This window comes from Mastigocoleus sp. MO_188.B34, from assembly GCF_030065675.1.
Classification (GTDB): domain Bacteria; phylum Cyanobacteriota; class Cyanobacteriia; order Cyanobacteriales; family Nostocaceae; genus Mastigocoleus.
Genome location: NZ_JASJDK010000039.1, coordinates 16,141 through 31,287 on the forward strand (window position 1 = coordinate 16,141; position 15,147 = coordinate 31,287).

The following is a 15,147-nucleotide window of genomic DNA, read 5'->3' on the forward strand; positions in this document are numbered from 1 at the left end:
CTGAAATCCCTGTGTTAGCGGAGCGTGTCCGAAGGGACATATTTTGACTTTTGACTTTTGACTTGCGCGTAGCGTAGCGCAGCGCTATATTTTATCGCTTCAGTTTTCCAATTAAAGTGTTCCAAACATTCTATCTCCAGCATCTCCCAAACCGGGGATAATATAACCATTTTCATCTAATTTTTCATCAACAGCAGCAGTAAAAATTGGAACATCTGGATGTATATCACAAAAATGTTTCAGACCCTCTGGAGCAGCAAGTAAACAAATAAATTTGATAGATAAAGGATTTGTGGATTTCAAACGCTCAACTGCTGCGACTGCGGAATTACCTGTCGCTAACATCGGATCTACTACCACTACATTACGCTTATCAATATCCTGTGGAACTTTAAAATAATATTCAATTGGAATAAAAGTGTTAGGGTCGCGATATAGTCCGATGTGTCCAACCCTCGCAGACGGTATTAACTCTAACATACCATCCAATATTCCCTGTCCAGCCCTTTGGATCGAAACAATAACTAGTTTCTTTTCTGGTGCTAGTGTGGGAGCATGCATTGAAGCCATGGGGGTTTTAATCAATTCGCTTCTCAAAGGTAAATCGCGAGTGACCTCATATGCTAACAGCAGACTTATTTCTTTAAGGAGAGAACGAAATTTAGCTGTACTAGTTTCAACTTTACGCATTATTGTCAGCTTATGCTGAATCAAAGGATGCTTGATTAAGGTTACTTGCTGTTCCATATCTAAGTAAATATTAAGGAGCGCTCAGGAATTCAGCCGCGCTCATAAAATCTAAGTATATAAGCTATGTACAGCTAATTAGTCAATTCTCTCAATAAACAACGTTGCGCAAGGGAGTAAGAAGTAAGAAGTAAGAAGTCAGAAGTCAGAAGTCAGGACAGACCGCGTCCTAACGGACGAGCAGGAGTCAGGACAGACCGCGTCCTAACGGACGAGCAGGAGTCAGAGACGTTAACATAACTGATTACTTATTACTCATTACTTATTACTCATTACTCATTACTCATTACTCATTACTCATTACTCATTACTCAAAACACCGTACCATCACTTTCTATCTGTATCGGAGGTATTCCATCCGTTCTTAATTCTGCCGCTATTTTCCGACCAGCAAGCCAAGTTCCACCTTGAAGAATTTTAACTAATGGTAACTCTTTAGGAGTCATGTCTAATTTTTCGCGGATTTTCTCAGCAATACGATCCAACATAATAACCGTCAGAGCGCGCCATTCAACTATAACTTCCGATGAGACAGGATGGGGAGAACGTAAAACATTAGGACGTTTAACTTCTATCAGTCCTAAATCTATACATAAACCACCATTACGATATTCTGGTAGTCCTGTTAAATCACCTAAACCAGTAATTTCCCAACCTAACTCCTGTAGAGGTTCCAACAAAGAATAGGTTAACCATTGGGAAAGCTTATGAAATGGTACAAAACCATCATCCTTAATACCGGGGTGAGACCAAACATCACCCAAGTTAACCCCATCAAATTGTAATCGTCCCGGCCAAATGTCGCTAAAACCTTCTAATAAAGCTTCTAAAATACTTGCTGCAGCTAACTTATTATTTTTAACTTTAGAACTCAAATAATGTACCAAATTTCCCGGACGAGGATTTGTTGTTCCAAACATCTCTGGTTTGGAAAGTAAAACTCTACCTAACTTTTGTAATAGTTTTAAACGTCCGCTAAATCCTACCAAATAATTTTCTGAACTTACCTGAAAACCAGTTGCTAATTCTGATTCTCCCAACGCTTGTAATTTTCTTGCATCCGCACAATATATCTGATGGCGGTCGCTAGAAAAACTCCCTTGGGAGAACATATGCAGACTCGCGATCGCTAACCCCTCAGAACGTTTAAAACTCGATTCGGTACTTTCTTCGTAATAAACCCAACTACTACCAGCCCCAGCATCCAATAAAATACTGAGAATAGCTAAATCTAGTTTAGCTACTGCTTTTTCCGTAGGTTCTAAATGGGCTAACGCTCGGTCGAAATCCTTTAAACGTTCTATTCCTCCAGCTTCAAAATGTCGCCAACGGCTATGAAAAGGAATATGTAAATCTGGATACTCAGCATACATCACATCAATGACGTAATCTGCTACTTGTCCTAACCGATCCAAATTGCAAGTAAAGTAGGATGAATTACCTTCGAGTACCATTGCAAACAATTCTTCACAACGTTCCCGAATCGCAATTGGCGATCGCAAGTAACTAACCAAATTCCTTTGAGTTATTGGTGTACTGATAATTTCTTGATTCATCTTAGTTACCCCTGTTTTTATACACCAAAACCTAATACAACACTATTAAAATCTTTAGCAGTTGCCAAAAATAAGTAATCTACTCAAAATACAGATGTTTTGTGTAATAATACACCTTTAATCTAAAATATCCTACTTAACTCCAGAAATATATTCTTTGTTAGATATTTAGTTGAGGCAAAGTAAAAACAAGTAAGTAATTATACTGAAATTTAATAGGGTTTCTTCTTGATAATATTTCTTCTTGATAATATTTTATTGGCGATAAGCGCAAGCATCGCATAAATCATCAAGTGAAAATAAAGCTGTATCTAGATGTGCTGAAACGATAGTAAAACGCAAAATCTATGTTACCTTGGTCTATTTCTATATATACGAAATAGACCGTAATAATTCGAAATAAGTTTTTACGAATTAATATATGAATTTACAAACAATATTTGCCAGCCAGTAAAAAGTTTTCAATCGCTCAAAGAACGTCCCTTTACCCGAGCCAAACCATTTTCATCCAGAACATCTGTGGTTGCATAGTAACCAGCAGCTTTCTTCGCTTCAATTTCTACCTTCGCATCCGGGGGAACTAACTCATCTGGAATCGCTATCCGCTCTACAATCTCGATACCTGCTTGAGTAATGGCTTCATATTTCATATTACTCATGGATACCATGCGGTCAATTCGCGTCACTCCCAACCAATGTAAGACATCCGGCATTAATTCTTGGAACCGCATATCTTGCACGCCAGCAACACACTCGGTTCTAGTAAAATAAGCATCGGCGCGATCACCACCTTCTTGACGCTTGCGAGCGTTATAAACCAAGAACTTTGTTACTTCTCCCAAAGCACGTCCTTCTTTACGAAAATAAACAATTATTCCCGCACCACCTTCCTGTGCCGTTTTTACGCAGACTTCAATCCCATGCACTAGATAAGGACGGCAAGTACAAATGTCAGAACCAAAGACATCGGAGCCATTACACTCATCATGAACTCTTACTGCTAAGGGTTTATTGGGATCGGTTATTGCTGAAACATCACCCACAATATATACCGTGATACCTGCGATTGGGGGCAAAAATACCTTGAGGTCATGTCGAGTTACAAGCTCGGGAAACATCCCACCAGTTTCCTCGAATAAAGCGCGGCGTAAATCTTCTTCACTAATATTAAATCTTTTGGCGATTCCAGGTAAATACCAAACTGGCTCAATCGCAGCTTTAGTAACAACTAAATCTCCACCGGATTTTACGATCGTGCCATCAATACGCAAGCGACCCTTTGCAATCGCATCTTGCAATTCTGGCATGTTGATATGTGCTTGAGTAATCGCGATGGTAGGGCGGATATCATATCCTTGTTCGTAGTAAGATTCAAAGACTTCTCCAACTACAGCTCCGAAGGGGTCTAAGGATGCTATCTTATCAGGATCGGCCCAACTGGGATGGGGGCCTATTTTTGCTACCGGCGATGTGTTGGTTAAATCGGCGCGATGATCTGATTGAAGCACACCGCTTGCTACAGCTAAGGCTCGGTAAACTGAGTAATTACCAGAATGAGATCCAATTACATTACGATGTGCTTGCTTGGTCAAAGTGGCAATAACTGGTCCCCTCTTCATTGGGTCAGAAACTCCCCAATTGATAGATATTGGCTTGGGACCAAAGCGACTGGGATGTGAAGTTAAAACAATATGCCTAGAAACGGGACTTTGCTTTGGCATGATAATTTATTATTATTCTTTTAGGAAGTATTAATTTTTTCAGCTTTGTCAAGTATCCTCGGTTTATTTTTGTTCATCAAGTTTTCCTGAAGAAATAACCTATAACTTATGTCTAGGAATAATGACATTAGTGAAAATAGCATTCTTGACTACAGAAATAGCATATTATGTCCTTAAAGCGCAATTTAAAGCGAAAAATTAAAAGTCAGTGAACATCTTACCCAACGATGAGTTTTGTGCGAAATTTAATTCAAATAAGCAATCGTTAAACTCAAATTTATGGACTCTTTACTTATTGATTCCTTACTTAAAGATTTAAAGAATTCTGACGAGAAAGTCAGGGAACGAGCAACTAAAAAACTGTGGCGGATTTGGTTTCAACAAAAAGGAACCTATGGCTTAGAAATGATTGAGCGTTCTCAGCAGTTACTTGACTCCGGCAAAATTAGTGAAGCCAAAGCTCTACTTGCTAAGCTAATACGTCAACAACCAGACTTTGCTGAGGCTTGGAACCGACGAGCTTTTCTTTACTACAGTCTGGGTGATTATCAAAACTCTTTGGCTGATTGTCAAATGGTTCTTCGCCTGATACCAGTGCATTTTGGCGCACTTCATGGCATGGGTTTATGCTACGCTGCCATGGGTCAGTATACTGAGGCTATTAAGGCTTTTCATCGCGCTCTAGAGATTCAGCCATACTCCCTGGCTAATCAAAAATTAATTTTAGAATGTAACTTGCGACTGAGTAATTAAAATCAGAAAAATTAGATTTATTTACTTTACTAGCCACTTAAGTTTGTTTAATTTCATTCTACTTCGTTTTCATTTACTGAGTATTAAAAAGCGATCTATTTTCACTTTAAATACTCCGTAATATTTTTGGTGTGAGAGAGTATAATATATATCAAGTCGGTGCGAAATTTAATTGTTTTTTTGTTGCTAACAAAGTTACACAAGTATTTAGTCACCCAAGTATTTAGTTGCTTTAAAATAAAGGTATTTACGACTGAATCTTATGAACGAATCAGCGATTAAATCATCTAATTTAAATGCATTAATTAATAGCATTGAAGGTATAGAAGTTATTACAGATTTAGAGCTAGTACGTAAATTATCGCAAGATTATCATACATTTAGCCCGATTCTGGTTGCTCAGTTAGCTGATAAGGTTGCAGATATTGTTGTTCGTCCAGCAAATGAAGGAGAAGTAATAAAAGTTGCAGCGGCTTGCTTTAAATACAGAATACCTGTAACCGTTAGAGGTGCAGGTACGGGCAACTATGGTCAATGCGTACCTTTGTATGGTGGAGTTGTTTTAGATACTAGTAAAATGCAGGAAATTATCTGGGTCAAACCTGGTGTTGCAAGGGTGCAAGCAGGCGTGAAATTAGCAGCTTTAGATAAACAAGCCCAGAAGCTGGGTTGGGAGATGCGAATGGCACCTTCAACCTATCGTACGGCTAGCATTGGAGGATTTGTGGCTGGTGGTAGCGGTGGGATTGGCTCGATCCGATATGGGTTGTTGGGAGATAGGGGTAATCTTCTGGCTTTAAAGGTCGTAACTATGGAAGAAGAGCCCCGCATTCTCGAACTACGTGGAGATGAGGTTCAAAAGGTTACCCATGCTTGGGGAATTAATGGAATCATTACGGAGGTGGAGCTTCCCTTAGGAGCAGCTTACCCTTGGGCGGAAGTAATCGTTACTTTTCCAGACTTTATGTCAGCAGTCAGGTTTGGTAAAGATTTAGCTTCTGCCGATGGTTTAATTAAAAAGGAAGTGGGTATCTTTGCATCTCCAATTCCTCAATATTTTACAGCCCTACGGAAATATATCCCTGAGGGTAAACATGCTGCTTTACTAATGATTGCCGAACCGAGTTTAGAATTATTATCCGGTTTAGTAAAGCAATATCAAGGAGATATTACTTTTAAAAAATCAGCACAGGAAGCAACCAAAGGTTTACACTTAGCTGAATATACATGGAATCACACCACACTACACGCCCGAACAGCGGATTCTTCTATTACCTATTTGCAAAGTATCTTTCCTAATGATAACTTACAAACCATCGAACACATGTATGGTCATTTCGGGGATGAAGTGATGATACATCTAGAATTTATTCGTGCTAACGGCGTATTAGCTTCTCCTGGCTTGCAACTGGTGCGTTACACTACTGAAGAACGCCTCAAGGAAATCATTCGCTACCATGAAGAGCGTGGAGTCTTTATTGCTAATCCCCACTCATATTTGATAGAAGAAGGTTGGAAAAGAGCGATCGACCCCGAACATTTAAAATTTAAACAAATGGTTGATCCCCATGGCTTAATGAATCCTGGTAAAAGTAAGACTTTGAATCAGGCTGATTAACGCTTGATTAACACCTACAATTAATATCCGCTTAGCATTCCTCGACGCTTTGTTTAATATTCTGCAACTCGAAACAGTAATAAACCCACAGCGAAATATGTCGAGCCATTAAGCAAAACAATCGCTCAGCAATTAGCCACATCTAGAAAGCTACAAGACAAGTATAAAGAGTATATCATTCCTGAACCTTGTCTCCTGAATCTTAAATTCGGCAATAAATAATGCTTCTTCAGATAGTCTTTAGTCATTAGTCCTGTCTCGATCTAAGTGACCAACGACTAACGACAAAGAACAATCTTTAGAAACAAATATGTTGGATTGTCTCGGCAACAAACAATCTATTTTTAAGGGATATTTATAACCTCAATCCTGTGTATATCAATGCTTACATGCTTTATTTAGAACATAGTTTATAACAAGAAAAAAGTTTGACGCTCTACTCGTAAATTAAAGTTTCAGCAAGAAGACTTGCAAAGACACAAATACGAGCCAAGAAATCAATTTTTCAAAGCACTCCATTTTAAATACTGAATTTCAGCCCAGGTTTCACTTTGTTGGAAGACTTGAGCAATCTTTGACCATGTTGTACGTGAGACCGCAGAAAGATTATATTTTTGGGGGTCAGACTCAGAACAAAACATTTTATATGCCCAAATAGGTTCGTTTCCGATAGTTCTGGCTATAGCTATCCAGTCAGCTAAAGAGAGTGAACTTAGATCCCATCTAGCTGAAACATCAGAGATATTTAGGAGACCACTTGGTTTGATCGTTTGAGCCAATAACATATTAGACCTACATTTAATTGCAAGAGGAATAGCTCCATCTTTACTGCCATTAACCGCAGCTGAAGTGAAGTGGTAGAATACACCATGTTTTTTACACTAATTTTTAGAAATGTCAAGGGATTCTCGGAACTATTATCTCCACTACATCCCATGAGGCAAGATACATCACCAGCAAAAATTCAACTTATAAGCGCTTATTGGAGAATATTCGGTCAATTTAGGTTTTTTGAAAAACTGTCACTGAAAGTAATTATTTCTGCTTATCCTTAAACTTTTATTGTCTTATTTTGTTAAATAGAATACATGTTTTGCAGAAAAGAATATCCCATTCGTACAACTACAGGTGAAAGTGAAACAGAAATTTTGACCCACCAAATGACTGACAACTACAGAAAGAAAATAGGCTCAAAGTATACAACCAGAAAATAAAGCAATAATATTTTTTGCAATATTATTAGACAAAAAATTCTATACAGAGTCGTTAGGCTTAGATTTAGGAGTGTTTCGGAGCTTATGCGATTAAAAAGATTAGCATTCCTGAATGCAGAATTGGGGCTATAAACATAGATAAATTAGCAATAAATAGAGAAAAATGTAGAATACGAATATCTTTTCTCAATTGTCACCAATCGGTATTTCAAATTTAATTAAAAAATTAAACTGAATATCGAATTTACACATAGTCTTTTTATTTACTTTTATTTTAATAATTTCATAGTAAAAACAAGGAGAAGTAAAATTAGGAAATATCTAAATACAATTTTCCTTTTTAAAAATCAAAAAATAAAAACTACAACCCAATAGTAAACCGATCGCAACAAAGGTATACAATAGAATAAGAAATATGAAGAAAAGTAAAATAAATCAATGCCGCATCAAAGTGTTGGCAAGCAAAAAAAACGTGTAATAGTTATTGGCGCTGGGATTGGCGGACTAACAGCTGGCGCTTTACTGGCTCGTAGAGGTTATGAAATCCTGATTTTAGATCAAGCAATTGTACCTGGTGGCTGTGCTTCAACTTTTAAGCGCAAAGGTTTTACTTTTGACGTTGGAGCAACCCAGGTAGCAGGTTTAGAGCCAGGAGGGATTCATCACCTAATTTTTTCTGAGTTAGGAATTGAATTACCACAAGCAACTCCATGCGACCCAGCTTGTGCTGTATTCCTACCAGGTGAAGAAAGCCCAATTAATGTTTGGCGCGATCCAAAAAAATGGCAAGAGGAACGACAAAAACAATTTCCTGGTAGCGAAGGTTTTTGGCGATTGCTCAAAAATTTATTTGATGCTAGTTGGAAATTTCAAGGACGCAATCCGGTTTTACCCCCTCGTAACCTTTGGGATTTATGGCAATTGACTAAGGCTGTACGCCCCAGTACTTTAATTACTGTACCCTATACTTTATTTACAGTCGGGGATGCTTTGCGTTTCTGCCGACAGGGAAATAACCATCGCCTCCGACAGTTTTTGGATTTACAATTAAAACTTTATTCCCAGGTAAATGCCGAAGAAACAGCATTACTTTATGCTGCAACGGCTTTGAGTGTCTCTCAAGAACCACAGGGTCTATATCACCTCGAAGGTAGCATGCAGGTACTAAGCGATAGACTTGTAGAAGCCCTAGAAAAATATGGTGGCAAACTATTGATGCGTCATACAGTGGAAGGTATCGAGGTTAAAAACGGTAAAGCTAACGCTGTAATTATTCGTAACCAAAAAACAGGAGATGTGTGGACTGAAGATGCAGAGCATATAGTTGCAAATGTTACAGTCCAGAATTTTGTCCAGTTATTGGGCGAACAAGTACCCCACGGTTATAAAAAACGGGTTGAGAATTTACCCCCAGCTTCTGGTGCATTTGTAATTTACTTGGGTGTAGACGAAAGCACTGTTCCCCCTGGATGTCCTCCTCACCTGCAATTTATGTATGATGCTAATGGTCCCATTGGTGAGAATAATTCCTTATTTGTTTCAGTTAGTCGCTCTGGTGATGGTCGCGCACCTGCAGGTCAAGCTACTATTATTGCTTCTTCATTTGTCGACCCCACACCCTGGTGGGAAACCCAAGATTATCAAAAACTGAAACAGCAATATACCCAAGAAGCGATTTCTCGTCTCAACACATACTTTTACTTAAAACCAGAAACTATTATTCATGTAGAAGCTGCTACACCGACAACTTTTGCCAAATATACTGCACGCGATCAAGGAATTGTGGGTGGTATTGGTCAACGCATACCAACTTTTGGTCCCTTTGGTTTTGCTAACCGTACCCCAGTTAAAAATTTATGGTTGGTTGGTGATTCGACCCATCCAGGAGAAGGGACAGCAGGGGTAAGCTATTCTGCGTTAACTGTCGTCCGACAGATAATGAAAGCAACAAAGTAATAATTGAATTTTTAATTTTAGGAGAAAATAGGAATCAGGAGACAGGAGATAGGAGTCAGGAGACAGGAGTGAAATATTCTTTATAACTGAATTTGAAATTTTGACCTGTACCTCAGTTATTTGCAATCCGCGATAAATTTTTAATATATTGCAGAAGTTCTAACCGTCAATTTAGTGACGGTCCAATCTCTAATTTCCTATCAACTCCCCATGAAAGCAAGAATTGAAAATGATATTCTTTTGTTAGATCGCGAAGATGTACCAGAGTATAAAAAAGGTGGCTCTACAGTCAGGAATAGTTATTTCTGGGCTTTGCGTTCTATTGCTGGTAAAGCTGGGCGTTATGGTGACTGGGAATATGAACCTGAAGTGTGGTTAGCGCTGAGACGAATGTTATTATCTTTTGCTGAATCCGGTTATTTGGGAATTAGAGAAACTTTATTAGAATTTCCCCCATCACAAGTAATTCCTGAAGTATTGCGAGATGCTGCAACTTGGGAATAAAAGATTTATATTTCTGCTTTATTATTTGCAATGAAAGATATTCTTAGTTTTATTCACTAATAAAATATAAACATTCATTCTCTGGATATATTTTCAGTAAAATAAGCATTATCTTCATTGTACGTAGAATATTTCTGCTTGATATTCTGCTAATATTTCCATGTTTTATAAAAGTTTGGCTATATTAAATAACCAGGAAGCAAGTCTTTTAGATACTAACGATCATAGTCAATTTATTTTTGCCTAACAGAATTGGCTTTAATTTGTTTATAGTTTTTACTGCTTAAAACCATAATTAATAAACTAGAGACGCATTAGACATCTCCGAAAAAGAATATAAAAGCCTTATGTAGTCAGGGGTGATATCTCATTTCTGGAGATGTCTATTATTATTGGACATCGCTTTGATGTGCGTCTCTAAAATTTTAGGTAATGGCAAATTTAATTTTTATGTCTGCAGTAAATTTAGGTATGTTTTTACCTTCCCAGATGATGTTGCTCGAATGTAGGATAATTTTACCCGCCTCTCGGATTTATGATTACTTGTTTGATTGGTAAAAATATTAAGTAATCGCTAAAACACTTAGTTGTTATTGTTACTTTTGTGGTAACATTTGGGAGTAGTTCAATAACAAATATATATTTTATTGAGAAGTAATTCAAACAACATGTTTTAACTCAATCGTTTTCTAATCTCTATTGCTTACTGAGCATGCTTTATAGCTTATAAGCGTTACTTATTAATCATTACCTAGTCCTTTAGACTCAGTTAAATTTCTAAGATATATTTGTCATATTTCAGTAGCGGTCATTACGAGGTAATTGTATATCAATCAACTTCCACCTTGCGTAATACTATGTATAATTAACTCATGATTTATCTCTAACTTTGTAATCTCAGAATAAGTCTTCTTAAAACATATCGGTGAGGCATCTGTCATATGAAGCTTTTATTCTCTGGTATTGTCATATTTAGTGGTTTAATGCTGGCAGATATTGAACCTTTAAAAGCGCAAGTACCTAATAGCTTGCCAAATCAGACCGATAGTAAACTATTTTACAGTTATTACGGTAGAAAAATCCCCCTTGCTCTGCAAGGAGATATATTTGCTCCCCGAAGACTCGCTACTTCCTCTGAAGAAGAGTATTTGGAACAAAAAAACTATATCAATGAAAATTTGCCCGCATTGCCAAACCGCTATAGAAATCAAGATAAAGTAACATTATCGAACGAGATTATTGTCAGTTTTGATGAGGGACTTTCCCAAAGTAGTCAAAAATCTATTCTCCGGAAATATCAACTGAAGATTGTCCGCAAACTGCGTTTTAGCAAAAATCGTTACATCGTAACGTCAAAATCTACATTGGGTACTGGGATTCTGGATATCGCAAATCAACTGGATCGGGAACGTGGAGTCAAATCTGCGAGTCCAAATTTTGCATTACATTATTAAACCCAATTAAACCTAGTAATTACTAGGAAAAATTCTAGAATCCTTCAAGTTAAGTTAAATATATTACGTAATTATATTTAAATTAGGGTAGCTTGTATCTCTAAAAGCAGACAACTTATAAAGATAGAGTATACATTAAGTAATCAATGTATATTTTTTTATGCATCTTTGTTGCTAGTTGTATTTTAGAATCTATTTGCGAGGCAGCTATACTATGAAGAGTTTTTTGTCTGGCATCCTTTTATTGACTTGTTTATTACCCGTATTTGAGACTCAGCCTTTAAAAGCACAAACATCATTGCTAACAGATTCTCAGGCAGATCAAAAATTATTTTATACCTATTACAATAAAAAAATCCCTCTGATTTTGCAAGAGGATCTAGTTGCTATCAGTTTTAAACCCAAGGCTCAAAGTAGAACTTCATTACCTCTACATTTGAAATTACAACTAGATCTAAATCGTTCTACTGGGAAAACAAATTTCAACTACGAAAATCTTAGCTTGGAAAACTCAAACCTGAGAATTAAGCCATTTGGGAAGCGTTATGCTTTGATGAGAATACCCTCAACAAATCGCAGAGATACTAGCACAATCCAAAGAATTCTCAAAAAACAGGCTTATGTTGAAAACACTTTACCTGTGTTTTCCAGACAGAAATCTTCTCCTCAAATAACTGGTGGATATAGGGAAAAAATTATTCTCCCTAATGAAATTATTCTTCATTTTGACGAACAAATATCTAACAGTCAGAAACAAAAAATTCTGCAAAGACACAATTTAAGTATCATTCGTCCCTTACGTTTTAGTTCTAATCGCTATCTAGTTAAATCTTTGTCTGCTTCAGGAGTACAAATATTAGATGTTGCTAATCGCTTGTATCGCCTTGATGGAATTAAATCTGCAACACCTAACTTTAATTTATCTCATAACCTAAAAACATCCACAAACGTAAAACCAATAGATCCATCTCTACCATTTTTCAGTAAAAATCCCTTTGATGGCTCCCTTTTATCCCCATTTGCAAGAAAATTTGGCGGGATACCAAACATCACACAAAGAATTAGACTTGGTACTATTAGAGAGCAAAGAGAAATCAAAAATCCTTTTCAAACAAGTTTGCTACCGTTACAATGGCATCTTAATAGCGCTCCTTTCAGTTACTGTTTAGATCAGTTTCCTAGTTTTATTAATAGGTGTTTGAGTGATAACTTATTTAATCGTTCCAGATCTCTTAAACCTAGTACTGATATTAGCGTAATTCCGGCTTGGTCTAAATCAAAAGCCGGTAAAGGTGTTGTAGTTGCAGTACTCGATGACTTTATTCAATGGAACCATCCAGATTTAATCGGTAGTCTTTACCGGGTAGGTAACGTTCGGGATAAACTCAGAGGTGAAAAACACGGTTGGGATTTTGTTGGTAACGATCCGGATACTCGAATTAATCCTCGCGAATTATCTACGTTTCGTCCCATCTTCCAAGATAGTTTTTTGTTATCTGATGATGAATTACTAGAAAAATATGCAGACGATCCTTTTTTACAAGAAATATCCTCAGTGAGGAAAGAACTGATTAGACATCTTACTAAAGCACAAATCGCCCAAGCTTTACGGGATCATATACGTAAAGAGGTAAGTAGTTTATTTCATGGAACTTGGGTTTCTGGAGTTATTGCTGCACGTCCCCAAGGTAAAAATGGAGTAGTTGGAGTTGCACCTAACGCCAAAATTTTACCCATAAAAGTTAGTAAAACAGTTTATAGTCCCAGTTCTGGCTTTGAAACAATGTACCAAGTATCCCAAATTGTTGAGGGAATTGGTTATGCGATCGCCAGAGGTGCAGATATTATTAACATGAGTTATGGTTCTTATTTACCAACTGCTGATGAAACAGACACCATAGTTCGAGCACAGAAAGAAAATCCCGATCTAGTATTTGTAGCTGCTGTTGGGAATGAGGGTATTGGAAGAATCGGATTTCCCGCAGCGATCGAAGATGTAATTGGGGTAGGAGGTGTCAATTTTAAAGGAAATCGCGCTTCCTACAGTAATTTTGGTAACGAATTAACTTTGGTTGCTCCTGGTGGAGATGTTTCAACTCGTTCGGTAGGGGTTAACGGTGGAATTTTGACGACTGGTGGTCAGTGGGTCAATGGATTATGGGAAGGAATTGACAAACCGAGGTATTCTTGGAATACTCTCCCACTATCTCGAGGAAAATATATTTGGGTTGAGGGTACTTCTTTTGCTTCTCCCATGGTCGCGGGTGTAGTTGCGCTGATGAAAGGAGAAGATCCGCAACGAATCCTAAGTCGAAAAGAAATTCTGAGGATTTTGAAGAGAACTTCATCTTACAGGGGACTAAAACTCTCTAACGCAGAAAAATCATTACACCAAGTATTAATGAAGCGGGGAAGGATACCCAGATCGGTTTCAGCAGAAAAATATTTTTTTGGAAGTGGTTTAATTAATGCAGATGCTGCAGTAAGGGAAGTTCAAAATCGTTTAGTCGGGAGGACCCAAAGAACGAGGAGATATTAGATTTAGTACTTACCCAACATTCAATAATTGTGCGATCGCGTTAGTGCAGCGTTTAGGTCAACCGATACAAAAACATCAATATCAGGTACATAATAAATGTAGGGTTTATCTTAACAAAAATACATATGCACCTAACTTATTTAGATAGTAATAGTTGGTTAATTGAAATCGGTAGCAAAAAAATACTACTCGATCCATGGTTGGTCGGTAACTTGACTTTTAATGGTGCTGATTGGTTTTTTAAAGGTTCTAAGCTCAAGGAACGTCCAATACCAGAAAATATCGATCTAATTTTATTATCCCAGGGTTTGGAAGACCATGCCCATACACCAACCCTCAAGGAACTTGACCATGATATTCCTGTTGTTGGTTCTCCCAATGCAGCTAAGGTTGTAAAGGAATTAGGTTACACTCAAATTAATTCTTTAGACCATAGCGAAACATTTGTTTTAGATGGAACAGTTGAAATTAAAGCAGTTCCCGGTTCTCCCATTGGTCCAACTTTAGTAGAAAATGGCTATATTCTGACAGAAGTGGAAACTGGTTTTACTCTTTACTATGAACCCCACGGTTATCATTCACCTTCCTTAAAAGAATCTGCACCGATAGATGTGGTTATTACACCCCTCATTAACCTAGCTTTACCTTTGATCGGACCTTTTATTAAAGGTCAGCAAAAGGCTTTAGAAGTTGCACAGTGGCTACAACCGCAAGTTATGCTACCAACAGCAGCTGGTGGCGATGTAGAATTTGAAGGTCTACTAGTAAAATTTCTTAAAGCTGAAGGTACCGTTGCAGATTTTAGATCGCTATTAGAAAAGAACAATTTAGCAACTGAAGTAATCGATCCATCAGCAGGAGAACGCTTTGAAGTTGAGTTAAAGCAAAGAGTTGTGTCGGCTTGATATTTTGCTTGATTTAATATTTTACTTGTAGCGTACCATCTTTATCGCAAATTAGTAATCTATCCTATTAGTTTTGTTAGCGCATTGTTGCGTTAGTCATAAGGTTAGTTTTACCAAAAAACCCTGTATAGACGCGACATGTCGCGTCTCTACAACCCGTGAAAACTAATGAAATGCACT

At 37.5% G+C, this 15,147-nt stretch carries 11 protein-coding genes; 7 read left to right on the forward strand and 4 right to left on the reverse strand.

Annotated elements, in window-relative coordinates; translation table 11 throughout:
- Positions 1 to 111: 111 nt before the first annotated feature.
- The 3 genes from upp to QNJ50_RS11610 all read right to left on the reverse strand — a co-directional run bounded on the left by upp (position 112) and on the right by QNJ50_RS11610 (position 4,024).
- Entirely contained in the window at positions 112 to 747 is a 636-nt protein-coding gene (gene upp / locus QNJ50_RS11600; protein WP_300635426.1) for a uracil phosphoribosyltransferase, read from the reverse strand.
- A gap of 311 nt (positions 748 to 1,058) precedes the next feature.
- Entirely contained in the window at positions 1,059 to 2,303 is a 1,245-nt protein-coding gene (locus QNJ50_RS11605) for a URC4/urg3 family protein (protein ID WP_300635427.1), read from the reverse strand.
- 461 nt (positions 2,304 to 2,764) lie between these two features.
- Complete coding sequence (locus QNJ50_RS11610; RefSeq protein ID WP_300635428.1) at positions 2,765 to 4,024, reverse strand: GTP cyclohydrolase II; 1,260 nt, start codon at positions 4,022 to 4,024, stop codon at positions 2,765 to 2,767.
- Between the two features lie 279 nt (positions 4,025 to 4,303).
- Between QNJ50_RS11610 and QNJ50_RS11615 the strand changes: the two genes are divergently transcribed.
- Positions 4,304 to 4,777, forward strand: a complete 474-nt coding sequence (locus QNJ50_RS11615) for a tetratricopeptide repeat protein (protein WP_300635429.1) — start codon at positions 4,304 to 4,306, stop codon at positions 4,775 to 4,777.
- Between the two features lie 262 nt (positions 4,778 to 5,039).
- Positions 5,040 to 6,395, forward strand: coding sequence for an FAD-binding oxidoreductase (locus QNJ50_RS11620; RefSeq protein WP_300635431.1), 1,356 nt, complete (start codon positions 5,040 to 5,042; stop codon positions 6,393 to 6,395).
- A 497-nt stretch (positions 6,396 to 6,892) separates the two neighbouring features.
- Here the strand turns inward: QNJ50_RS11620 and QNJ50_RS11625 are convergent, their stop codons facing one another.
- Positions 6,893 to 7,180: a hypothetical protein gene (locus QNJ50_RS11625; protein WP_300635433.1), complete on the reverse strand. Its 288-nt coding sequence runs from the start codon at positions 7,178 to 7,180 to the stop codon at positions 6,893 to 6,895.
- Between the two features lie 867 nt (positions 7,181 to 8,047).
- Here QNJ50_RS11625 and crtD point away from each other — a divergent pair.
- The 5 genes from crtD (at position 8,048) to QNJ50_RS11650 (ending at position 14,967) form a co-directional block, all read left to right on the forward strand.
- The gene (gene crtD / locus QNJ50_RS11630) at positions 8,048 to 9,565 is read left to right on the forward strand and encodes a C-3',4' desaturase CrtD (protein ID WP_300635435.1); all 1,518 of its coding nucleotides are present in this window, start codon (positions 8,048 to 8,050) and stop codon (positions 9,563 to 9,565) included.
- A 210-nt stretch (positions 9,566 to 9,775) separates the two neighbouring features.
- The gene (locus QNJ50_RS11635; protein WP_300635437.1) at positions 9,776 to 10,069 is read left to right on the forward strand and encodes a hypothetical protein; all 294 of its coding nucleotides are present in this window, start codon (positions 9,776 to 9,778) and stop codon (positions 10,067 to 10,069) included.
- A gap of 941 nt (positions 10,070 to 11,010) precedes the next feature.
- Positions 11,011 to 11,523 carry a hypothetical protein gene (locus tag QNJ50_RS11640; RefSeq protein ID WP_300635439.1) on the forward strand — a complete coding sequence of 171 codons (513 nt, stop codon included), beginning with the start codon at positions 11,011 to 11,013 and terminating at the stop codon, positions 11,521 to 11,523.
- A gap of 214 nt (positions 11,524 to 11,737) precedes the next feature.
- The gene (locus tag QNJ50_RS11645) at positions 11,738 to 14,062 is read left to right on the forward strand and encodes a S8 family serine peptidase (RefSeq protein ID WP_300635441.1); all 2,325 of its coding nucleotides are present in this window, start codon (positions 11,738 to 11,740) and stop codon (positions 14,060 to 14,062) included.
- Positions 14,063 to 14,187: 125 nt separating this feature from the next.
- Positions 14,188 to 14,967 (forward strand): MBL fold metallo-hydrolase, encoded by a 780-nt coding sequence (locus QNJ50_RS11650; protein WP_300635443.1) that lies wholly within the window; start codon positions 14,188 to 14,190, stop codon positions 14,965 to 14,967.
- Positions 14,968 to 15,147: the final 180 nt, after the last annotated feature.